Annotated in this window: 22 protein-coding genes; 7 read left to right on the forward strand and 15 right to left on the reverse strand. The window is 43.4% G+C overall.

What is annotated here, in order from left to right; translation table 11 throughout:
• Window positions 1-18 precede the first annotated feature (18 nt).
• Complete coding sequence (locus tag FIS9605_RS36715; protein ID WP_082209749.1) at window positions 19-276, reverse strand: winged helix-turn-helix transcriptional regulator; 258 nt, start codon at window positions 274-276, stop codon at window positions 19-21.
• Between the two features lie 316 nt (window positions 277-592).
• Here FIS9605_RS36715 and FIS9605_RS0110065 point away from each other — a divergent pair, with 316 nt between their 5' ends.
• Window positions 593-1,348 (forward strand): glucose 1-dehydrogenase, encoded by a 756-nt coding sequence (locus tag FIS9605_RS0110065; RefSeq protein WP_026732479.1) that lies wholly within the window; start codon window positions 593-595, stop codon window positions 1,346-1,348.
• A gap of 371 nt (window positions 1,349-1,719) precedes the next feature.
• A complete protein-coding gene (locus tag FIS9605_RS0110070) occupies window positions 1,720-2,238 on the forward strand; it encodes a L,D-transpeptidase (RefSeq protein WP_026732480.1) in 519 nt (172 codons plus the stop codon).
• A 115-nt stretch (window positions 2,239-2,353) separates the two neighbouring features.
• Here the strand turns inward: FIS9605_RS0110070 and FIS9605_RS0110075 are convergent, their stop codons facing one another.
• The 7 genes from FIS9605_RS0110075 to FIS9605_RS43955 form a co-directional block, all read right to left on the reverse strand.
• Window positions 2,354-3,952: an Hsp70 family protein gene (locus FIS9605_RS0110075; protein ID WP_026732481.1), complete on the reverse strand. Its 1,599-nt coding sequence runs from the start codon at window positions 3,950-3,952 to the stop codon at window positions 2,354-2,356.
• A gap of 45 nt (window positions 3,953-3,997) precedes the next feature.
• A complete protein-coding gene (uvsE, locus tag FIS9605_RS0110080) occupies window positions 3,998-4,960 on the reverse strand; it encodes a UV DNA damage repair endonuclease UvsE (RefSeq protein WP_026732482.1) in 963 nt (320 codons plus the stop codon).
• A gap of 610 nt (window positions 4,961-5,570) precedes the next feature.
• A complete protein-coding gene (locus tag FIS9605_RS36720; protein WP_026732483.1) occupies window positions 5,571-6,191 on the reverse strand; it encodes a DUF4082 domain-containing protein in 621 nt (206 codons plus the stop codon).
• 113 nt (window positions 6,192-6,304) lie between these two features.
• Window positions 6,305-7,033, reverse strand: coding sequence for an ABC transporter ATP-binding protein (locus tag FIS9605_RS0110090; protein ID WP_026732484.1), 729 nt, complete (start codon window positions 7,031-7,033; stop codon window positions 6,305-6,307).
• Between the two features lie 123 nt (window positions 7,034-7,156).
• Window positions 7,157-7,384, reverse strand: a complete 228-nt coding sequence (locus FIS9605_RS40745; protein WP_072032375.1) for an indolepyruvate ferredoxin oxidoreductase subunit alpha — start codon at window positions 7,382-7,384, stop codon at window positions 7,157-7,159.
• Between the two features lie 208 nt (window positions 7,385-7,592).
• The gene (locus FIS9605_RS0110100) at window positions 7,593-10,529 is read right to left on the reverse strand and encodes a glycerol-3-phosphate acyltransferase (RefSeq protein WP_026732486.1); all 2,937 of its coding nucleotides are present in this window, start codon (window positions 10,527-10,529) and stop codon (window positions 7,593-7,595) included.
• Between the two features lie 372 nt (window positions 10,530-10,901).
• Window positions 10,902-11,042, reverse strand: coding sequence for a hypothetical protein (locus FIS9605_RS43955; RefSeq protein ID WP_026732487.1), 141 nt, complete (start codon window positions 11,040-11,042; stop codon window positions 10,902-10,904).
• A gap of 322 nt (window positions 11,043-11,364) precedes the next feature.
• On the opposite strand from FIS9605_RS43955, the gene FIS9605_RS0110110 reads away from it, so the two are divergent.
• Window positions 11,365-12,315, forward strand: coding sequence for an SGNH/GDSL hydrolase family protein (locus FIS9605_RS0110110; protein ID WP_026732488.1), 951 nt, complete (start codon window positions 11,365-11,367; stop codon window positions 12,313-12,315).
• Between the two features lie 295 nt (window positions 12,316-12,610).
• Here the strand turns inward: FIS9605_RS0110110 and FIS9605_RS36725 are convergent, their stop codons facing one another.
• Both FIS9605_RS36725 and FIS9605_RS45085 read right to left on the reverse strand, forming a co-directional pair.
• The gene (locus FIS9605_RS36725) at window positions 12,611-13,423 is read right to left on the reverse strand and encodes a S41 family peptidase (protein WP_231510284.1); all 813 of its coding nucleotides are present in this window, start codon (window positions 13,421-13,423) and stop codon (window positions 12,611-12,613) included.
• A 57-nt stretch (window positions 13,424-13,480) separates the two neighbouring features.
• Window positions 13,481-13,825, reverse strand: coding sequence for a hypothetical protein (locus FIS9605_RS45085; RefSeq protein WP_442854694.1), 345 nt, complete (start codon window positions 13,823-13,825; stop codon window positions 13,481-13,483).
• 182 nt (window positions 13,826-14,007) lie between these two features.
• Between FIS9605_RS45085 and FIS9605_RS0110120 the strand changes: the two genes are divergently transcribed.
• The gene (locus FIS9605_RS0110120; RefSeq protein WP_026732489.1) at window positions 14,008-14,898 is read left to right on the forward strand and encodes an AraC family transcriptional regulator; all 891 of its coding nucleotides are present in this window, start codon (window positions 14,008-14,010) and stop codon (window positions 14,896-14,898) included.
• Here the strand turns inward: FIS9605_RS0110120 and FIS9605_RS0110125 are convergent.
• The 3 genes from FIS9605_RS0110125 to FIS9605_RS0110135 all read right to left on the reverse strand — a co-directional run bounded on the left by FIS9605_RS0110125 (window position 14,895) and on the right by FIS9605_RS0110135 (window position 15,691).
• Complete coding sequence (locus tag FIS9605_RS0110125) at window positions 14,895-15,086, reverse strand: hypothetical protein (protein WP_026732490.1); 192 nt, start codon at window positions 15,084-15,086, stop codon at window positions 14,895-14,897. The genes FIS9605_RS0110120 and FIS9605_RS0110125 overlap by 4 nt on opposite strands.
• Entirely contained in the window at window positions 15,083-15,307 is a 225-nt protein-coding gene (locus FIS9605_RS0110130) for a DUF433 domain-containing protein (protein ID WP_026732491.1), read from the reverse strand. Before FIS9605_RS0110130 ends, FIS9605_RS0110125 begins: the two co-directional genes overlap by 4 nt.
• Before the next feature lie 177 nt (window positions 15,308-15,484).
• Window positions 15,485-15,691, reverse strand: a complete 207-nt coding sequence (locus tag FIS9605_RS0110135; RefSeq protein ID WP_026732492.1) for a hypothetical protein — start codon at window positions 15,689-15,691, stop codon at window positions 15,485-15,487.
• A gap of 127 nt (window positions 15,692-15,818) precedes the next feature.
• Between FIS9605_RS0110135 and FIS9605_RS0110140 the strand changes: the two genes are divergently transcribed.
• From FIS9605_RS0110140 to murD, 3 genes are all read left to right on the forward strand, one after another.
• Window positions 15,819-16,196 carry a hypothetical protein gene (locus tag FIS9605_RS0110140; protein WP_026732493.1) on the forward strand — a complete coding sequence of 126 codons (378 nt, stop codon included), beginning with the start codon at window positions 15,819-15,821 and terminating at the stop codon, window positions 16,194-16,196.
• A 108-nt stretch (window positions 16,197-16,304) separates the two neighbouring features.
• Window positions 16,305-18,455, forward strand: coding sequence for a glycine--tRNA ligase subunit beta (gene glyS / locus FIS9605_RS0110145; RefSeq protein WP_026732494.1), 2,151 nt, complete (start codon window positions 16,305-16,307; stop codon window positions 18,453-18,455).
• Between the two features lie 85 nt (window positions 18,456-18,540).
• A complete protein-coding gene (gene murD / locus FIS9605_RS0110150) occupies window positions 18,541-19,920 on the forward strand; it encodes a UDP-N-acetylmuramoyl-L-alanine--D-glutamate ligase (protein WP_026732495.1) in 1,380 nt (459 codons plus the stop codon).
• Between the two features lie 106 nt (window positions 19,921-20,026).
• Here the strand turns inward: murD and FIS9605_RS0110155 are convergent, their stop codons facing one another.
• Together FIS9605_RS0110155 and FIS9605_RS43960 are read right to left on the reverse strand one after the other, a co-directional pair.
• Window positions 20,027-21,397 carry an FAD-binding oxidoreductase gene (locus tag FIS9605_RS0110155; protein WP_231510286.1) on the reverse strand — a complete coding sequence of 457 codons (1,371 nt, stop codon included), beginning with the start codon at window positions 21,395-21,397 and terminating at the stop codon, window positions 20,027-20,029.
• Window positions 21,398-21,702: 305 nt separating this feature from the next.
• On the reverse strand, window positions 21,703-21,873 hold the full coding sequence (locus FIS9605_RS43960) for a hypothetical protein (protein WP_197036020.1): 171 nt from the start codon (window positions 21,871-21,873) through the stop codon (window positions 21,703-21,705).
• Window positions 21,874-22,195 lie beyond the last annotated feature (322 nt).

Genomic DNA, 22,195 nt, shown 5'->3' on the forward strand with positions numbered 1-22,195 from the left:
ATCCGCTTATCAGCCGCGTTATCGCATCTGCTGACGTTCGTAAACAAGTCTCAATTCTTCTTGGTGCTGCCAAGCCCAATCTGCCAAAGCTGCGATGGGTTCAATCAGCTTTTCACCAAAGGCAGTAAGGCTATATTCCACCTTTGGCGGCACAACCGGATACACAGTTCGTTCCACAACACCAGCTGACTCCAACCTTCTCAGGGTTTGTGTCAGCATTTTTTTCGACACTCCAGGAATATGATTTTGAAAATCGGCGTTGCTGATTTGAGGTATGAATCTAAGTGTAGAGACGCGAAATTTCGCGTCTCTACAAGGGTTTTGGAATCACACCAAATCATTTTCATACATGGATTCAGCAACGCCTGAAAATCACTGTATCGCTTAGTGCCAAAAGATAAAACGTACAATACTGGGGGCGTCCATTTATCTCCTACCAGATCGAGTATTTGCCGCACAGGACAGTCTGGGCTGAGGAGTTGTCGATCGTTTTTGGGAACCATATGGTAACTATATCACCACAGAGTACCTACTTGTGAAAAAGAGTCCGAATCAGTCACACTGCTTTAGTGGTTGAAACAGAGCGAATTGAATGAAATCATTAGAAAACAAAGTTGCGCTGGTTACAGGTGGCACTTCTGGTATTGGACGCACTAGTGCGATCGCGTTTGCTCGTGCTGGTGCCAAAGTTGTTGTAGTCGGACGGCGTGAAGAAGAAGGAAATGAAACTGTCCGCTTGATTGGTGAGGCAGGTAGCGACGGTTTGTTTGTCAAAGCCGATGTCTCTAAAGAAGCAGATGTAGAAGCAACCGTCGCAGCAACTATAAACAAATTTGGCAGCCTCGACATCGCATTTAATAATGCGGGTATGCTGGGTCAAAATGCCTTACTGGCAGCTCAGACAGAGCAAGCTTACGACCGGGTCTTCGGAGTTAATGTCAAGGGGGTTTTTCTATGTATGAAGTACGAAATTACCCAGATGTTGGCTCAGGGCAATGGTGGAGTTATCGTTAATACATCTTCCATCAATGCTTTTCGTCCCTTGGCACCTGGCTTATCGATTTACGACGCCTCTAAAACTGCTGTAGTTATGTTGACAAAAGCAGCAGCACTGGAATACGCATCCCAAAAAATCCGAGTTAATGCGATCGCACCAGGCCCAATTGAAACTGAAATGCTGAACGAGGCGACTGGCGGCAATTCTAAAGCTTTCGAGGGCTTTGTTCCTGCCGGACGTTTGGGCAAACCCGATGACATTGCTAATGCTGTTCTCTGGCTGTGTTCTGATGCTGCCGATTTTGTCACCGGACACACCCTTGCTGTTGATGGAGGGATACTAGCAGCGTAACGATCCAAATTTCATCCCTATGGAATAGGCAACACGAGCAGTTTTTTGGATTTTCGGGGCGGAAATCTTGTCCGCCCTACAAGGATCAATCATTTATTCTCCCTGGTTCTTTTTGAGCTTGTAGTCATTCCCCAGGCGACAGAGAGACTTTTTTTGGGCAAGATGCTCAAGTAATAGCTCAAACTTGGAAAAATAACACACTGCTACTGACAAACCAGCGTTTGAAAAGTTGATTGGAAAAGTCTGAAAATCTGGAACTTTATCGCTTCACTTTGTAGTTAACTATATTCCAAAAGGTGAACTCTAAATAATTAATATAGGAATCAAAAAGGGTTATTCGCTAATTTTCAATCACAAGAAGGTGATGCATCATGACATCCTTGAGTCGCTATGGTTGGATGCGTCGCTCAGGAACTATCTATGCAAGTGTAGCACTTATACTTACAGCTTTATTCTCTTGGTCGCTGCCTGTTGTGGCTGTATCCAGTTCTTTCGGTAAAAACAGCACCACTGTATCTAACCTCAAGCAACAAGAACAAACTCGGTGGATTGAAATTGACTTGTCTGAACAACGGTTAAATGCGTGGGAAGGTAAACAACTTATTTACTCATACCGAATTTCTACAGGCAAAGCATCCACCCCCACACCCACAGGTAAGTTTTTGATTGCTTCTAAGTATCGCTATAACCGGATGCGGGGTAGGGACTACGACATTCCTGATGTTCCTTACGCTATGTATTTTTACAAAGGCTATGCCATTCACGGTGCTTACTGGCATAACAAATTTGGTACGCCAGTCAGCCACGGTTGCGTGAATTTACCAGTTAAGGATGCTGGCAAGTTGTATAAATGGGCAAATATAGGGACATTAGTAGTAGTACATAAGTAGAAACTGGTTAGTGGTTAGTGGTTAGTAGTTAGTGGTTAGTAGTTAGTGGTTAGTGGTTAGTAGTTAGTGGGGAATAATAAACAACTAACCACCAACAAACAACAATAAACAATCTCTAACTCAACTGCGCTACGAGTTGATTTTCTAACAGGGTTTCATTCGTCAGCAAATCCTCAACGGTAATTCGCAAAAAGCGCTGATCGTCAACTAAAAACTGGATTTTAATGCGATCGCTCCCTGGAAACCCTGGTGGTGTCAGGTTGGCAATTGTTCTCGCCCCATCTTTATCGTTGAGGGGTTTAACGCTAGTTACACCGCTATCGAGACGGCGAGTAATTAGGCGATCGCCATCAAAATAAACTTCCGTACCGCCCGTATCTGCTCCCAATTCCCCCATAATTAATTCTATGCTGGGCTGGCTTTCCACAGAAGCACCCAAAACTAACTGCACTGGTTGACTCATCGGATAAGGTTGCCCAGCTCTAATGATCGGATGCCAACTGTGACGATGATTACGTCGATCCCAGTAGCGAATGCCGTAGCTGTGGTAAAGAAAATCTTTGATTTCAACGCCTTGAGTAACCTGTAAAGCGCCTTGGGCAATGGCTTCAAACGGGCGATCGCAACGAATTTTTTCTGGTTCAAAATATTGCCTTACCCATGTCTGCACTGACGGTATTTGTACCGTGCCACCCACCAACAACACAGCATTAATATCTGCAACTTCTATGCCTTGGCGTCGTGCTTGCTGCAATAGCTGAGTCATCGAATCATCAAGCCGCTCAAAAAAGGCGTGGTCTCTAAGGATACTTTCCAAAGTCTCGCGGTTTAATTCCAACTCGTAACTTTCAAACGTTTCATCATTAAAATAAACTTCACTCGCCTGGGTTTGCGCTGACAATTGAATCTTCACCTTCTCAGCCAGTCGCATTGTCAAAGGACTGACTGCTAAACCTTGAGTCTGGGCAAAGTGATCAACTATCCAATTGTCTAAATCGGAACCACCCAAATTTTGCCCAGCTTTTGCTAAGACGCGGGCAGTTTTTACTTTTTGCTTCGAGTCTTCTGCTAAAGATTTATTTCCAAATTTCAGCAAAAACCCAACAGGTTTACTAGCTAATTTGACACTTTTATCCAACTGTACCAAGGACAAGTCCAACGTACCGCCGCCAAAGTCAATCACCAAGATAATTTCTTGGTCTGCCATACCATAACCCAAAGCGGCGGCTGTGGGTTCATCCAGCATCCGCACCTGTTCTACTGGTAGTGCTTGACAAACTTTGCCCAACCAATAACGATAAGCTTCAAAGCTATCTACAGGTACGGTTAAAACCAGTGATTCTACCCCACCTTGCATGGGTGCTAATTCTTGAATCACTTGGTTGAGGAACCATTGCCCGACTTGTTCAAAAGTAACTATTTGCCCGTCTAATTCGGGTAAAAAACCTTGGATATCCGTGCCAATCCCGCGTTTAAAGGTGCGGAAAAATCGCGGATCGTTTTTTAAGTCTAAACCGCGATCGCGCACTTGTTGCCCTACTAAAACTTGCGCTTTCGCAGCATCTTCCACATATACCAAACTGGGAATCAGTGGCGGGTTGAGACTTTGTTGCACTGATAAACCCGGTAGATTTAACGTTTCTGGCTCTTGGGTGATAGGATTCCAACGAGCAATAACTGTGTTGCTTGTACCAAAATCGATTGCGATCGCCATATTTAATAAATTCGCGCTTCTCTTACCAAGACGCAAACAGCTACTTTACTTCCAAGAAAAATTATTGTTTATTAACCACCAAGAGCGCAAATGGGTAATGGCTTCTTCTTTGTGCTTGGCTTCAACTTCGATCCAAGGTGCTTTGTAATAGACACTCGGCATAACGGTAATTAAATCACTGTGCTTCCTATCTTTGAAAGCTTCTTCACCGTTGGAAATATGTACCATCTGCCACTCAGGGTTAGCCCAAGTTTGTTGGGCAGCATAAAACATTTCTGCCACACTCGCATCATCGTAGCTGTCTAGGTTTTCGTGGCAGATGTGGTGATGGGCATCAAATACCATTGGCACACCAGCACGTTGGCAAACTTCTAAAATTTCACTGGCACTGTAGGCATATTCATCATTTTCCAAAGTCAAGCGGCTTTTAATGTTTTCCGGTAGTTCTAAAATGACTTTTATTAATTGTTCGGGACGTTGAGATTTGCCACCGTGAATATTCATCGCTGAATAAGGCGAACAAGGTAAACCTAACAAATCCATTGTTCGGGCGTGTCGTTCTAAAATTTTGATGCTTGTTGCCACTACTTGTGATGAATCAGAACTTAACACCACGTATTGATCGGGGTGCAACACCATTCTGATCCCCAATTTTTCTGCCCGCTGCCCAATTTTAGCTAAATCAGCGCTCATTTCCTCTAATATATTTGCACCGACCTCATCCTCCAAGTCACTCATCGGAAATAGTGCAGAGGACATACGATAAAGTCGAATATCGTGCTTTTGACAAAAAGTTAATGCCCCATCCAGACGCTGCAAGTTATCCCGATAAAGTTCTCTGAGGGTGCTAGCGCGTTGTCCTTCACTCAGTTGTAAGTAGCGCGTGCGCGTAATCGTCCGAAAGCGCACCTCTTTAGAGAAAGTAATGCAAACTAGCCCTAAGTAAGGCGTAGTGTTTTGCGGCTTGGGCGGTACTAATGAGAGATTGTCTAACTCAATTGAGGCCATTAACTCAATATTTCTGTGTCACTATCTCTTTGATTTAACAAACTTTTGCCCTTTATTGATTAGTATCTAAAGACAGAAGCTTTAGATTAGAGTTTGTCTAAAAAGTCATTAATAAAACACTATGCGTTGCTGTGGTGGCGTAACCATCTCGACCTTGAAGCAATACATTCAATCGCAAGACCATCCAGAGATAGACTGAGTTAGGCGCTGTTCCCTTCCCTCGTTTTCACATTGGTCAGAGAACGCGCCTTCTCTCCGATTAAGCTAAATTATTCGTAAACAGCGATAACCCCGGTTTCTTTGAAGGTACAGCTGGCGAATAGGAGGTGGCGCCCCTCATCAACGATTTTTCGTCATTCCACCAGATGTACCAGACGCGTACGCCGCAGGCGTCCCGCAGGGTAATTTTGCGTCTGGTACAAACCAATTTGTGGTCGAATCAAGGGTCAGACCCACCATTTGCCAACAGTCGTAATGAACTGTGTACACCAGCACGCATGAAAATCTTTTTTCCCTTCCTTCTGCCCTCTGCCTCATTTTCAAGCTAGCATCCTTTGAGAAACCGGGGTTCTGATACCCTCGATATTCACAAATCAATAGGATTGCTATATTATTCGGTAAGTGTCGTTGGCTTGAAGACGACATCGACCCAGTAATTGCTGCTACGATAGGTCTGGTTAGGAAAGCCGCCCTCTATACCTACGTCGTAAGTGTATACACCATTGCCGCTTTTTTCATCATCGGGCAGTGCGTGCAGTGGCCCATTCTTGACAGTGGTGTTATTAAAGAAGTTTTCAGTAACCGTATACTTGCCTTGACTTGCATAGTAGGAAGCAATGAAGGTTTGCCCTGCCTTGATCGGAATTGGTGGGTACAACTGAACCGTCTGCCAACCAGGAGTCGGTGCCTGGCCTTCGATGAGTGCTCCTTTACCCAGCAAATCACCTGTTTCACTCCAAATATGAACCTTATAACCACTGCTAATCGGTACAGCCCGGTAGAACCGGACGGCGCTGATTTCGCCGTCCACATCACTACGCAACTTTACTCCTACTTCTACGGGTTTGGTATCGGGGTCAACTGAATTGTTCGGCGAACCCCACAACGAATAAGTCTGCGTATCTGCAAATGCCGACTGTGAGTGCAAACCATTAGGTAATAATCCAGCCAGCAGAACTATACCAACAATACGCATGATAGTGCGTTGATTTCGCCACTGAGCGTGTTGCATTTTATTCTCTTTATTTAGGATTGAAATTTGAAAGTTTGTTCTTAATGTATCATCAACAGTTGTGTCAAAAAAAACTAACGAACAAAAAAACTTTCAAGCCAACCAAGATACTGTTAATGCGCCTTACTTGCTCCCAGATACAATTCGCCTACTTTCGGATCATTTAATAATTCCAGACCAGGGCCTGTAATTGCGTCACGTCCAGACTCCAACACGTAACCCCGGTGAGCCATTTCTAAAGCCTTACGAGCATTTTGCTCTACCAGTACAATTGCTGTGCCTCCTCGGTTAATTTCTTTAATCTGCTCAAACACCTGAGTTACCAGAATCGGAGACAAAGCGGCGGAAGGTTCATCCAAAAGCAGCAAGCTGGGTTCTAGCATCAAAGCTTTACCCATCGCCAACATCTGACGTTCACCACCCGAGAGAGTACCAGCACGTTGGCGACGGCGATCGCTAAGCCTGGGAAACATGGTAAATATTTTGTCTTTGAGTGGTTGCAGAGGCACATCACGCACAAAAGCACCCATTTCCAGGTTTTCTTCCACTGTCAGGGAAGGAAAGACATTAGCAATTTGCGGTACGTAACACATCCCCCGCTGCACGATTTGATTCGACTTTAGCCCAGTGATATTTTCTCCTTTGAAGGTTATTGTGCCTGTATGGGGAGTTAATAACCCAAAAATGGCTTTTGCCAAAGTTGATTTACCTGCACCATTGGGGCCAATCACTGTCACCAGTTCCCCAGGGTAAACACAAAAATTTACACCTTGCAGAATATCTACATCTTTTATATATCCAGCATGGACATTTTGAACTTCTAATAAATAGTCATTAGTCATTAGTCATTAGTCAATGGTCATTGGTCATTGGTCATTGGTCAATAGTCATTATTTATTAGTCATTCGTCAAGAGTCACTTGTTTAGTTACAAATGACAAATGACAAATGACCAATGACTATGGACTATGATGGCGTTTTTTGCAAATCTGGTCTTTCTTCTGGGACGATCGCCCCTTCTACTGGGCAAACCTGGATGCATATGCCACAGTCAATGCAGGTGGCAAAGTCAATCCAGTACCAATCGGTTCCTTTGACATTTTTGCCCGGGCCAGGATGAATACATGCAACTGGACAGGCGTCTACGCAATCAGCGACGCCTTCACAGACCTCGGTAACAATTGTATGTGGCATAAAGTTCCCCTCTTTTTAGATCGCGATCGCTGTACTGAGTACAGTTGTTTCTACACTAGCAACAATGGTTAGTCATTAGTCATTAGTCATTAGTCAAGAGTTAGTGGTTAGTAGTTGTAGAGACGTGCCATGGCACGTCTGTACATTGGTTAGTTGTTAGTGGTTGTTAACTATGCCCAATGCCCAATGCCCACTCTCCCACTCCCCTTCATTCGGGTCTTAGGTCGTTAGATATTTCCACAATACCCCTAGTTCCATCAATCCGTACTTTCTGACCATCTTGTAAAATCCAAGTCGCATTATGTACATCCATAACCGCAGGTATACCGTATTCGCGAGCTAAGATCGCTCCGTGAGAAAGCCTACCACCAGCTTCAGAAATCAATCCTCCGGCTCTAACCAACATGGGTGCCCAACCAGAATCTGTATAAGGCACTACTAAGATTGTCTCTCTGTCAATCTCTGGTATTGCTTGTAAATTTCGCATCACCTTCACTCTGCCTGCGGCTTGTCCGGGACTGGCGGGAATGCCCTGCAATACGTGATCGGGAGAGAGAGGAGTTATTCGAGCAGGTAAGGCGGGGGGAGTGTTACCGTAAACTAAAAGCGGTACTGGATTGAGCTGACTGTGTTCTGCAAGTAGCGATCGCCTTAATCTCACGATATCTGGTAACTGCTCGATCAACTCCGGTTCTGTTCCCTCAACCAGGCGTCGCACTTCCTCAAATTCCAGAAAAAAGATATCTCCAACTTCTTTGAGTAAGCCATCTTTTAACCAAACTTGTTCCAGTGCCACAAATGACCAACGCAAGTGTGCTAATAACTTAGAATAAACCTCCGTAACTTGCCCTTTGAGATCCACACGTCCTTGCACCAAACCTTTTTTTCTCTTTTCTGGACTTGTTTGCAGTCTTGGTGAGACCAGCCCCCGTCTTGGCTTGGTGCCAGATGGGGGACTGGCGAACCCGAAGGGCTGTTCATCTCCCTGCATGAACTGCACAAACAACTGCCTTACCGCTTGGGGTTCTTCCTTCCAAGTGGGAACGGCAATATCAGTTCCTACCTCGCTTAAATAACCGTAATGTTGCAGTAACTTGTCATACTCGGCCAGAATTTCTTGCCCTGATTCAGAACGTGCCATGTCCTCAAACACCGTATCCTGATCAAACTGCGGGAATTCCTGTTTGGCTTTGGCGGCTAAATCGTGGAGCGATCGCAATGCTGCAACTTCTGGTGTGAGACTGTTATCAAGTTTCCCGTCTTTAACTTTAAATATTGCTTGACGCACCGCCGCACTCAATGGAGCCAAAATACTGTAATAAGTGGCACGGTGCAGTAAATCTAGAATGTAGTTAATTCTCGTCAACAGCCCTGGCGGTTCCAATTCTTCCGCTGATTCTAAAGACAACTGAGATAAGCCAGGCGCAAAAAGTCTGCGGTAATCTCGCTTAAAATCTCTCTCTAACCATAACTCCCGCATTAGCAACCGCAGCAGTCCTGGTAAACTCTCCAATGTGGAATTCAACGGGGGCTTGCTCAATTTCGCTCCCCTAGTTAAAAACTCCAGACTTTCTGGTGGTAATCCCATGCGGCGGAAAATTTGTCCTAAGAGAGTAGCATTAAAATAGGCATGAGAATAATGCAGTGTCGCCGTTTCATTAAAATCTAATCCTAAGGAGCGTTGACCTAGCACCAGAGCAAAAAGCGCTCCCCACACACCACAGGTTAAGGGACGATTAATTGACCAAGTTAAGGGGCGAATTAGGCCGGGAATCACTTCTGCGGCTATTTTGCGTGTCCAGATCGGTAGCAGGGTACTAATTGGGCGGGTTTGCAGTACCCAAAGTGTTTGTCCATCGTAACTCCACTCGATATCTTGGGGAACACCGTAGTAACGGTCTTCTAAACGTCGAGCTAAGTATGCTACTTGTTTGATTAATGCTGGTGGTACCCGTCCTTGACCCTCTAGTTGAATCAGCGCTAAATTTTCTGTATCGACGACAAAAGCGCGATATTGTTCTGGTGTGACGCGTCCAGAAACAACTTGAGCAGCGCTTCCTGGCAAAGCCTCAATGACTACTGCATCTTGTTCTTGAGTCATGGGATCGCGGCTGAACGCCACGCCAGAATAAACGCTTTGAATTTGTTGTTGAACCAGCACCGCCATTGCTGTGTCTCTGACGTTGCGATCGCGGCGGTACTGCACTGCTAGGGGCTGATTATAGGAAGCCTGAACTTGGGCGATCGCGTTTTGCAAACCTTCTTTGGTGGTGACATTTAAAACTGTTTCGTACTGTCCAGCCCCGGAAGCTTGTTCTGAGTCTTCACCGATGGCGGAAGAACGCACTACTAAAGGACATAAATCTGATGGTTTGAGAAAGTCAATTAATGCTTCGGGATCTTCATAGGGAGTAAGTACCCATCCCTTAGGGACTGGATAACCCCATCGCTTAATTTGAGATAATCTGGCTGCTTTGTATCCGACTAAATTAGCATCTAATTCGTCATCCAGAGAAAGAATTCCTTGATCGCCCCGCAAAAATTGCAATACTGATTGTGACTCTGGTTGCGCCTCTTGGACTGGGAGATCCAAATCATCAGGCATTTGTTTGTAAATCCAACCCAATAATGCCGCAAGTGCCACAGCAGCAGTGATTAAAAATGCATTGTCTAGGTGCAAAATCCCCAAAATCATCGGAAATATAAACAAAACTACATATTTTGCCAACAGGCGATCGCGAAAAATCGTAAAACTAATACTGGCGACTAAAAATACAAATCCAGCTGCAAGGGGATCGTGTACCATAAATCCCCAAACAACGTTCGTAGTGCCTGCTCCTCTACCCATCCAGTATCTGCCCATGACTAGAGCAATCAGGGCTACCAATTCCCAAGCTGAACCATCTGGAAAGAAAGCACGAGCAATCAGGACTGCGGCAATTCCCTTTGCAGCCTCCGATAATACCGCCAAAATTCCTGCAAATGTACCGCCATGATAGAAAGCGGCTGATACTCCAATGTTGCCAGTACCAATTTCCGCTAATTGCCGCCCCTTGAGAGCTTGAGTAATCCAGGCAATTAACGGTAATGCACCCAACAACGGGCAGACAATCAAAATAATTAAGACACCCCAGAGTTCAAGCATGTTGGATTTTGGATTTTAGATACATCTTCAATCTAAAATCTCAAATCTCAAATTGTTAATAAATTTTAGGAGTTTTTATAAATACATTGAGAAATTTTCTCAAATTTTCCATGTGCTGTTTCCAGTCATGGATTTTGGGAACGACCAAATAAGAAATAAAACTCCCCCAGAAGGTTGACATAGACTATCCAATGCTGTCAAGGTGCGAATCATACAAAATAAATGTTTTACATTATGTCTTAATGCCTTGGCGGTAAAAGTTATCTTTTAAACCACCAAGGCACTAAGACACAAAGGTAAAAATAACCTCTTTCATCTAGATTGAGGTGTTTATATACTTCAGACCCTGATTCTGGGCTGTCTCGATTGAATTTAATTTACTGCATAGGCTGCTTGCAGCGCCCAAATAATCAGAGCTGCAATTCCTCCCAAAACTAGCACGGTGGAAATAGTGACTAGTTTTGGAGAATCTGCACCCTCAAATTTCATGATTCCTCGGTTTAAATCGGACATAGGTTTGTAATCCCCTTTTAATTGCAGTGCTAATTTGTCGGTTCTGATTGTAGTCTTTTAGTTCGCAACTGATGCGAAGTAACTACTATTATTTTGTTTAAGCTTTGCAAAGTTGGCATCATCACAATTACTTAAGCCAAACGAAATATTATCTGCTTTTATACATTACTTACGGTTAATTATTTAAATTAGGTATAAGCTATAACAGTATTGGTAATTGGTAATTGATGAAAACCCATTACCTATTACCCATTACCCATTACCAGCCTCCACGAGAGATATATTTTGATAACAATTTACTGAAATTTAAAGGTGTTTGCAAGTGAAAGAAATACTGGTAATAATTTTAGCGGTAGTTGTTAGCTTGTTTGTGGTGATTGAAATTGGACTGCGATCGCTTTTTGGTTTTGGTAATCCCTTAATTTATATTGCTGATGAGCAAATTGGCTATTTGTTAGCTCCCAACCAGCGCACCCGTCGCTATGGCAATCGCATTGAGATTAATCAGTATTCTATGCGAGGTGAAGCAATACAGCAGACAACTTCATCTTCTACCCTGCGGGTGTTGCTGTTGGGAGACTCAATTGCTAACGGTGGCTGGTGGACAGACCAAGATCGTACAATTTCTAGTCTCATGCAGCGCTCGTTAGCATCGGCAAATATTAGTAATTATCAGCAAATAGAAGTGCTAAATGCTTCAGCTAACTCTTGGGGGCCAAGAAATGAATTAGCTTATTTACAAAGATTTGGCAATTTTAACGCCCAAGCAGTGGTGTTGCTAATTAATACAGATGACTTATTTGCTACTGCTCCCACATCTTTACCAGTGGGACGCGATCGCAACTATCCAGACCGAAAACCACCTTTAGCATTGGTAGAAGTGTTTCAGCGTTATGTCAAAAAGCCGAAACCGATACCAGAAATGCAAGCAGTACAAAAAGAAGGTGGCGATCGCGTGGATGTAAATTTAGAAGCAATTAGTAAAATTCAAACATTCGCGCATCAAAATAACAGCCAATTTCTACTGGTCATGACTCCCTTAGCGCGTGAAATTGGTTCACCAGGCCCTCGCGACTATGAAATTAAAGCACGTCAGCGCCTGACTGAATTCACCAAAGCGAATCAAATTACTTATATAGATTTTCTGCCGCTATTTAACGCCACCAAAAACCCAAAAACCTTATACCAAGACCACATCCACCTCAACTTGCAAGGAAATCAACTAGTGAGTGAGGCGATCGACCAAAAGTTGGTAGAGTTATTGGATAAATAAACTCTCAACCTAGAAGTTTCTCGTTTTAACTTAGAAAGTTTTCATTTCAACCCAGAAAGTTCTCATTTCAACCCAGAAGTTTCTCGTTTCAACATAGAAAGTTCTCATTTCAACCCAGAAGTTTCTCGTTTCAACATAGAAAGTTCTCATTTCAACCCAGAAGTTTCTCGTTTAAAATCAGAAGTTTCTCGTTTTATCCTAGAAATTTTTTATTCTGAACTCGGATGATGAACCTCAAAGTAGGAAAAATGAACTTCTGAGGTTATACGATGGTGTTGCACAGCCTACTGATTTCTTATGTTGCATCGGCTGCAACAACTTCAATTGCCTTTTCCAGACAATTTTTACCACTACTTTTACATTCAGGGATCTCAATGTCTGGCTGAACTCCAACACCCTCAATGGTATTGCCTTTGGGTGAAGCTACTTGAATAGTCGGAGCAATTAGGGCGAAACCCTGCCATCTCAGCTTAAAAGCTTCGCCCCCATACAATGCCCCCATCGTGCGAACACCTAGTAGTTTGACTCCATATTCTTGAGCTGCTGCTGCAAATAAATCACAGGACGATCCGCAGCGATCGTCAACCAAGACAAAATGAGGTCGTGGATCTTTCTTAGCTTGCGATCGAGTTCGCCACTGGGTATAGGGCTTTTCGTTCGATAGTTTAATTTCTGCCTCAGCTTGAGCATTGATCGCATCATCAAAATACCCTTGAAAAATGTATGGCTGCTTTATTGCCAGACCATCGCGAGTTCTATCTGTCCAAAGTACTTTGTCAGGGCCAATGAGGTCTTCAATTAGGTAGCTAATGCTAGATCCAGCCCCACCACCATTTCCACGCAGATCGAGGAGAATCACTTTTGCATTGGAAAGTTGGGCTTTGGCTTGCTCAACTGCAACCCTAGTAATTTGGGGAATAAGGAAGCTTTTTACCCGAAGAATTCCGACTTCACCCTTCATTTGGGCTGAAACAGCAGGGGCGATTTTGTCAGTTGATGAAGGTTTTTGTTCAATCAAACGGAACAATTTTTCGCCCTCAACCGGATCTAAAAGCCTCACATGAGACATTGAAAGCTTCTTCAGTTGGTTGGTGATGAGTGTAGTCAACTCCGACCTTGACCAATTTGGCTTTGTGTTGACTTCGGTTATTAGCGCCTTTAAATGCTATTGTCGTAGTTCTTTCTTAAAAGTAGGATCAAAAATTTTGTTATCCAATGTTTGATAAACGTTATTGATAAACAGCTTTGCTTCTGAAGAAGAGACGGTATCTGTTCCTTTTAACGTTGAGGCGGTGAACCAATCTAAGAAAACATCTTCTTCGCCCTTAGTTTGACTCATTTCCCTGCCATCTTCTCTACTAGGTTGGTTGTTAGCCCGATCAACGTTGGAGGATAGGCAGCTTGTCAAATTTAAAAGTGTGATGAGAAGCAAGAACTTCTTTAAATATACAGTTTTGTGCATAAGTTCTTCGATGATGTTGGCGTGAAGCTTGTTTTGTGGCAACTGCACATAGTAGACACAATCGATCATCGACAAGCTGCTCAAATTTTGTCTTTCAGTTTCTTGTGAAATTTATCAAAATCTTTTGATTTCACGAACAAAAATTCCAGCCTCTAGCCCTTATTTACAGTAAGTTTGGAAAGAGCTTTAGAGTTTTCACTTGAGTGCGATCGCTCTTGGAGGTCAGATTGATGTCTTCCCAGCCAGCTATCCATCCATCGAACATTATGAAGGGTGAGTGGGTGCTATCCAGTCAAACTCTCCATGCAGGTGGACTGATAGTTGAGCACCAAATTGAACCACCAGCCGAAGCTGAAGCACCTGGCGGACTTACCCATCATTTATTAGCGTTGCAACTGAGTGATGGTACACGCCAAGTTTCTCGAATTGATGGGCGCGAGTATGATGGGCCTTTGCTACAAGGGGAAATGCTTCTCATTCCGGCTGAAGTTCCTTTATTTGGTGCGTGGGAAACAACCGATGAAAGTTTGATTTTTATCATCGACCCCACATTTATACGCCGGATCGCCTTGGAAACAAACTGCCTCAATCCCGATCAAATTGAACTTATTAGCGTTCTGAAAACACATGACCCACAGATTGCATCCATTGCACTGTCCATGCAAAACGAAATGCAGCAGAAAAGATGGGGTAGTAGACTGTATTTAGACTCATTAGCCAACATTTTGGCGATTCATCTGCTTAGAAACTATATCTCGCGTCCTGGCAAGTTTCGAGAGTACACGGGAGGACTCACTTACTTCAAACTGCGACAGGTGTTGGACTATATCAGTGTTCACCTTGAACAGGATATTAAGCTAACCGATTTAGCTGAAATTGCAGATATAAGCCAGTGTTACTTTGCCCTCCTGTTTAAACAATCAATGGGGGTTACTCCGTGGCAGTATGTAATGCAGCAGCGCATTGAACGCGCAAAGGATTTGTTAAAACAACGCGATCGCTCGATCGCCAATATTGCCTTCCTGTGTGGATTCAGCAGCCAGAGTCATTTCACCCAGCAGTTTCGGAAGCTTACAGGTGTCACACCCAAGAAGTATCGAGATATTAGCCTGCACCCCTAATCCCCGCTGATTTCAACTAACGCTTCACCTGCGCGTAAAAACTCTAGTGCTTCATGATTTTCTTGTGGGATGGGCGAGACGCCCATCCTGTGCGGGCAAGATGCCCACACCACAATTATGTCGAATGTGATGGCGATCCAACTAGCAATTGCAGGTGATAGATGTGCATCTACCCAGATCGTCGTCATGCAACCAAAACTGGATGCTTGAGCTTACGTGAAGCGTACAGAAGTGCTGCTTTCAGATCATCCGCCTCAAGATTGGGCATTTCTTCCAGGATCTGTTCAGCACTCAGTCCAGCCGCAAACAAGTCCAGCACATCTGATACCCGAATTCTCATACCTCGAATACAGGGACGACCACCACACTGTTTGGGATTAACTGTAATTCTTTTTAGTAAGTCTGACATATGGTTTCACTCCGAGATGAATCCCTATCCAGCATTTTTTTGGTTACACGTAAATGTATATCAATTTTCTGTGGTCGTTTTTACTATAAAACTGAATTTTCGCAAGAATTCTATTAGTTGGTACGAGCAAATGCGAGTTCGACTAATTTACATTAGACGTGATTTTGAATAATATACCTATTCATCTTGGCTATCTAATTGGTCAAGCTCATCAAGTGCTTTCTGAAGTGCTTGTCTACAGAAATCTGGGTAATTATCAATAGCTTTTATTTTATCCAGCATAGACTGAGGAATTCTTAAAGTTAACTTTGCACTTAGTGATTCCTTTCTGTCAGTCTTAAAACCATATTTTTTGATTTCTGGGTTGCCATGAGGGTTAGGCATTTTTAAATTTTATTATTAACTAGATTGAACAGTAAGTCGACACACTGTATTTTAATAATGGTGGTTATCGCAAGTTTGGCGACCGGGGATAACCACCAATCCATCTGTAAATCAATGGACATTTACTATGATGTCACGAGAAGACTTAGAAAATAAAACTCTAACAGAACTTAAGCGGATAGCTGCTTTTTATGGCGTAGCGCCAATCGGAGACATAGGGAATAAGGAATCTTGGATAAAAGCACTGGTGAGTTTTCCGGGTGCAGCTATCGACCAACTACGTGATGGTAATGGCTTGAGGTTCCCGGAACCTTACCGAATTCACGATCTACTGTCACAGGCTTCTGATTTGCTTGGTAGTCCTACTGATTCCCAGATCGCCTTAATACGTGCGACTGTCCGAGGTGAAAAGATGAGAGACAATATTGACCAATACTATCAGGAACGATTGTTTACTTTGTGGTTAGCTAAAAAGCTAATCCAAGATGCCGTAAGACTGCTATAGGTTCAAAGGTTTTAAGGTGCTAACCTACCCTATAATCTGCACACGTCTGCGTTATTGGCAAGGTAAACTGTTTGAGTTAAGCCACGCTTTTGTTAACAACATAGTCCTATGCCACATTTTTTATTAGAAGTTGGTACAGAAGAATTACCTGCAAGTTTTTTGAGTAGCGCTGTTGCACAGTGGAAGTCACTGATTCCCAAAAGTCTGGCTGAAAATAACCTCAACAGTGATGCTGTAGAAGTTTACGGTACTCCTCGGCGTCTGGCGGTACTCATCAAAGGTTTACCATCCAAGCAAGCAGACCGAGAAGAAGAAGTTAAAGGCCCGCCTGCACAAGCAGCTTTTAAAGATGGCAAACCGACACCAGCCGCGCAAGGTTTTGCTAAAAAGCAAGGTGTAGAACTTGATGCTTTAGAAGTCCGCGCCACTGATAAAGGGGATTTTGTGTTTGTACAGAAAGTCATCCCCGGTCGCAGTGTGGCGGAAATTTTGACAGAACTTGTTCCCCAGTGGATTTTGAGCTTAGAAGGTAAGCGCCTAATGCGCTGGGGTGATGGAGATTTGCGGTTTTCTCGCCCTATCCGTTGGTTGGTGACTTTATTAGATGATGCGGTGCTGCCGATAGAATTAGTGAATGGGTCTGAGACGATAAAGAGCGATCGCATTTCTCAAGGTCATCGCGTTTTACATCCACAACCAGTCACAATTCCCCAAGCTACTGATTATGTCGCTGTACTGCGCTTGGCATCGGTTGTTGTTAATATCGAGGAACGGGCAAATATTATCACCCAGGAAGTTAAAGAATCTGCCCAAAAGTTAAATGGGTATGCAGAAATTTACCCAGATTTATTAGAGGAAGTTACGAATCTGGTCGAATGGCCTTCAGCAGTAATTGGTGAGTTTGAAAGTGAGTTTTTGAACTTACCAGCAGAAGTAATTACTACTGTCATGGTGCATCACCAGCGTTATTTTCCTGTATTTAAAGCCAGTAACCATCAAGAATTACTGCCGTATTTTATCACCATTTCCAATGGCGATCCAGCTAAATCAGATATCATTGCTGTTGGTAATGCTAGAGTCATTCGTGCCCGTTTAGCTGATGGTAAGTTTTTCTATGATGCCGATTTAAAAAATCCTTTGGATAGTTTTTTACCACAGTTAGCGAAGGTAACTTTCCAAGAAGATTTAGGTTCTTTGTTAGACAAAGTTGGGCGCGTCTCCAAAATTGCTACGCAGATTGCCCAACAACTGCAATTAAGCGAAGAAGAAAGCCATAATGTTCACCGCGCTGCTTTACTGTGCAAGGCTGATTTGGTGAGTCAAATGGTATATGAATTCCCAGAATTGCAGGGAATAATGGGACAAAAATATGCCTTGGCAAGTGGAGAACCAGAAGCAGTAGCGACGGCAATTTTTGAACATTATTTGCCACGAGGTGCAGATGATATTTTACCCCAAACAATTACAGGTCAAGTTGTTGGTTTGGCAGACAGACTAGATACATTAGTAAGTATCTTTGGTTTGGGGATGATTCCCACCGGTTCTTCTGACCCCTTTGCTTTGCGACGGGCAGCAAATGCTGTAATTAACATTACATGGGCAGCAGATTTAGCTATTAATTTACAGCAGCTATTAGAGCAAATTGCCACAGATTTTGTTGCAGAACATGACAAAAATCAAACAGAATTAGTTAATACTTTGCAAGAATTTTTCTTGCAACGCATCCGTACCTTGCTGCAAGAAGAAAAACAGATAGATTACGACTTGGTCAATGCTGTCTTGGGAGAAAATGACCCAGAGTATGCAGAAAGAGCGTTACAAGATTTATTGGATGTGCGCGATCGCGCTTTATTCCTGCAACAAATCCGCAACGATGGTACGTTAGATAAAATCTACGAAACCGTCAACCGTTCTGCACGTTTGGCAGCACAGGGAGATTTAGATACCAAACAGCTCGATCCCACCACTGCGGTTAGTCCGGAACTATTCCAAAAGCCATCTGAGGCAGCTTTTTATCATGCCCTAGTAGATTTATTACCACAAACGCAAGCAGCACAGCGATCGCGAAATTATCAACAGCTAGTAGCAGCCCTAGAAAAAATTGCTCCGGCGGTGAGTAACTTTTTTGACGGTCCAGAAAGTGTTTTGGTCATGGATCCCGATCCCCAAATCAAGCGCAATAGGTTACATTTGCTTGGTTTGCTTCGTAACCATAGCCGAGTTTTGGCAGACTTTGGCGCAGTTGTCAAAAATTTATAGCCCAAGTCTATAAAAAGAATGGTGTCAATTGTGCCAAGACACGCTACGATAAATTGTGCTTAACCAGGGACTTCTGCTACAGTCTATGCCCAAAGCTCATGTAATTGGATTAGGAAAGTCCGGTGTTGCGGCGGCGAGATTGTTGAAACGGCAAGGTTGGCAGGTGGTGCTAAGCGATCGCAACACCACCGAAAACCTCCGTCAACAACAACAAGAACTCGCAGCCGAACAAATCGCTGTTGAACTGGGATATTCGCTGGACTTAAATAGTTCAGATGTACCCCAGTTAATAGTTGTTAGTCCCGGTGTTCCTTGGGATATTCCCGTATTAGTCCAAGCACGAGAATTGGGTATAGAAACTATCGGGGAAATGGAACTTGCATGGCGGCATCTACAATCCATACCTTGGGTGGCAATTACTGGCACCAACGGTAAAACCACCACTACTTCCCTTATTGCTGCCATTTTTCAAACAGCAGGATTTAATGCTCCGGCCTGCGGTAACATTGGCTACGCGGCTTGTGAAGTTGCTCTGTCGTCAAAGCCTCCTGAATGGGTAATTGCGGAGATTAGCAGCTATCAAATCGAATCTTCTAACTCTGTGAAACCGCGTATTGGTGTGTGGACAACCTTCACGCCCGATCACCTCAGCCGCCATAAAACATTAGATAATTACTACAACATCAAAGCCCAATTGCTGCGACAGTGTGAAATACAAGTGTTCAATGGCGATGATACTTACTTAAACAAACTTGGTTTGAGTCATTGGCCCGATGCCTATTGGACAAGTGTTAAAGGTAAAGATTACCTAATTGGGGAGAAAGGCTATTACATAGAAGATGATTGGGTTGTAGAGACGCGACATGTCGCGTCTCTACAGAAAGACGAACCCATCGTGAAAGTATCTGCGTTGCGGATGGTGGGAGAACACAACCAGCAAAATTTATTAATGTCAGTTGCAGCAGCGCGGTTGGCAGGAATTGATAAAACCGCGATTTCTCGCGCTATCAGCGAATTTCCCGGCGTTCCTCATCGCTTGGAACACATTTGTAATTGGGAAGGTATTGATTTTATCAACGACAGCAAAGCCACTAATTACGACGCTGCTGAAGTGGGATTAGCATCGGTGAAAAGCCCAGTAATTTTAATTGCAGGTGGCGAAGCCAAAGCTGGCGATGATACTGGCTGGATGGCACAAATTAAAGCCAAAGCCGCCGCAGTTTTACTGATCGGTGATGCAGCCGCCGCCTTTGCCCAGCGCCTGCAAGAAGTGGGATATGCCAATTACGAAATTGTAGAAACAATGGATCGGGCTGTTTCTAAGTCGGCAGAATTAGCTAAACAGTATCAAGCACCTGTAGTGTTGCTTTCGCCTGCTTGTGCAAGTTTTGACCAATATCCTAACTTTGAAGTGCGAGGCGACCATTTCCGACAGTTGTGCTTAGAATGGGTGGGAAAAAGTTAAAATACTTTGTGTCTTTGTGCCTTAGTGGTTAAAAAATCTTGAACCACCAAGACACAAAGCTTGCCCTTGAGCATAGCGAAGGGACACCAAGTTTGGTAATGCCGAATTAGAAATTTTTAACTTTTAATTCTAGTGCTTTACTCTTACCAGGATTCATTAACCCATATGGGTCAACCATCTCCTTGAATTTTAATTGCTCTGGGTCGATAACTTTCCTGCCGCCATCTTCAATAATGTAGGTGTGGGGATTGGCAATAAACACACCTTGTTCTTCGTGATCGCGGATAATTTCGTTTAGGCGTTCTTCTGTTGTGTAACGTACGAGTTGCAAAGCAGCGGGAATTGCTGTACCGTTCACCCGAATAAATTCCAAATGCATCATCACTTCATCTCCATAGTGATGATACATATGCTCTACTAGCTGTAGAGACGTGCCATGGCCCGTCTCTACATCGCCAGGGAAGATACTTTGCAAGTAGGTAATGGAGATATCAACAGTGCGGGCGTGTAAGGTGGTATGGTTCCAAGTGAATTCTAATAAATTCGCACTTTTTCCAGCTGCTTGTGCAGGTTGTTGATATGTAATCTTGCCACCGTGTTGCTGTACTAATCCAGGTAATAATTCTAAACTCGGTTCAGCAATTAATAATAAAGCAGCGTGAGTGCCATCGGGGATGTACTGCCGTAGGGGAGTAAAGTATTGAGGTATGGGAGATGCAAAGATACCAATCTCTTTTTTAATCATGCCATCGGCATCGGCTAAAGCTTGCCCAAATCTTGCCGCTGCCATAAACTCATCGAAAGTAACAATTACCTCTGCCCAAGGATAAGCTGGCCCGAGGGGAATTTCTACTTCGGTGATGATGCCGTTAATACCCCAAGCATGGTTCACCTTTTGCACATCGTCGCCGCGCAATTCAATCAAGCGTGGTTCATCTTCCAACGTCACGACTCGCAGTGCTAAAAGATTACCGCGATCGCCTAACAATCCATATTGTATAGACCCAATTCCCCCACTCCCACCAGCTACAAATCCGGCAATTGTTGCTGTGCGGTAAGTAGAAGGTGCCATCCGCATTTCCCAGCCAATTTCTCGTGCTTTTTTATCCAGTGCTGCTAACTTCACTCCCGCTTCAACTCGCGCTACTCCTGGCTTGATCCAGCGGATCTCTTGCATCCGTGTCATATCAAGAATGACGCCACCGTGTAGCGGTACGCATTGCCCATAATTTCCCGTTCCCGCACCTCGTACTGTTACGGGAACTCGATACTTAGCGCAGTTGGCTGCAACTTTTAATACTTCTTGCTCGTTGCCAGGACGTATGACTATATCTCCCACTTTTCCCGCTAATTTCGCGACAAGAACCGGGCTAAAGGTATGGTAATCTTGGGATAACTTTGCTACTTGCCCAGAGTCGCTGATTATTTCGATTCCAGAAAGAGAATTAATTAAGGCTTCTAAATCGAATGGTTTCACAGATGTTCTTTTGTAAATTTCCTTAAAATAATCTTAAATGACATGAATGCAGATTTTTGAGTATCAAAATCTGCATTCATTGCTGCATCCGGTTTGCAGGCTATATTTAGTTTAAAAAAGGTGGTGTTGCTGAATAATGGGATGAATGAGGGTGACGCGGTGACGCACCAGACACAGTGATTATTGAGTCATGCAAATTCCAAAATCATCCCGCAATTATGCAACGCCAAAAGGCATTTTTAACCACCAATACACAAAAGCACGAAGATAAAAATCTGAGATATGCAAGTTAAAAACTTAATGGCTTAATACGGAAAAATCGGCAATTCCGTCCCCACTTCTTGTGGCGTTGAGATAGTTTGTGGCTGTGCGGTGCGTTTAGTCTTAACTATCAAAACCATAGATAAAAGCTTGGGGAAGGTAACGCAGATAACTGTACTGATCAGCGTTAGGAGCATACCATCCATTAAACGCATAGATAATCCCCCTTTTTCAATTTGTATCCTATTTCTTCTATTGTTAAACAAAATTTTTAAAACTGACAAACTTCGCAGTTTTGAATTTCTTTTAGCTTACATAAGCTACATTTAATCTCAAATTTTGTATAACAACCAAACAAATTTTAGAGGGATTGTAAAATCATAAAAAATAGTGTAAATTAATGACGGCCGTTGTTTTTATAATGCCATAATACAGCAAAACACGCAATATTATTAAACTGTAAGCTCTAAATGAGCATTGCTAAACATAGATAAATTCTAATCAAACGTATAGATTTTCATTAATACTAAAATCTAC

The organism is Fischerella sp. PCC 9605 (genome assembly GCF_000517105.1).
Taxonomy (GTDB): Bacteria; Cyanobacteriota; Cyanobacteriia; order Cyanobacteriales; family Nostocaceae; genus PCC9605.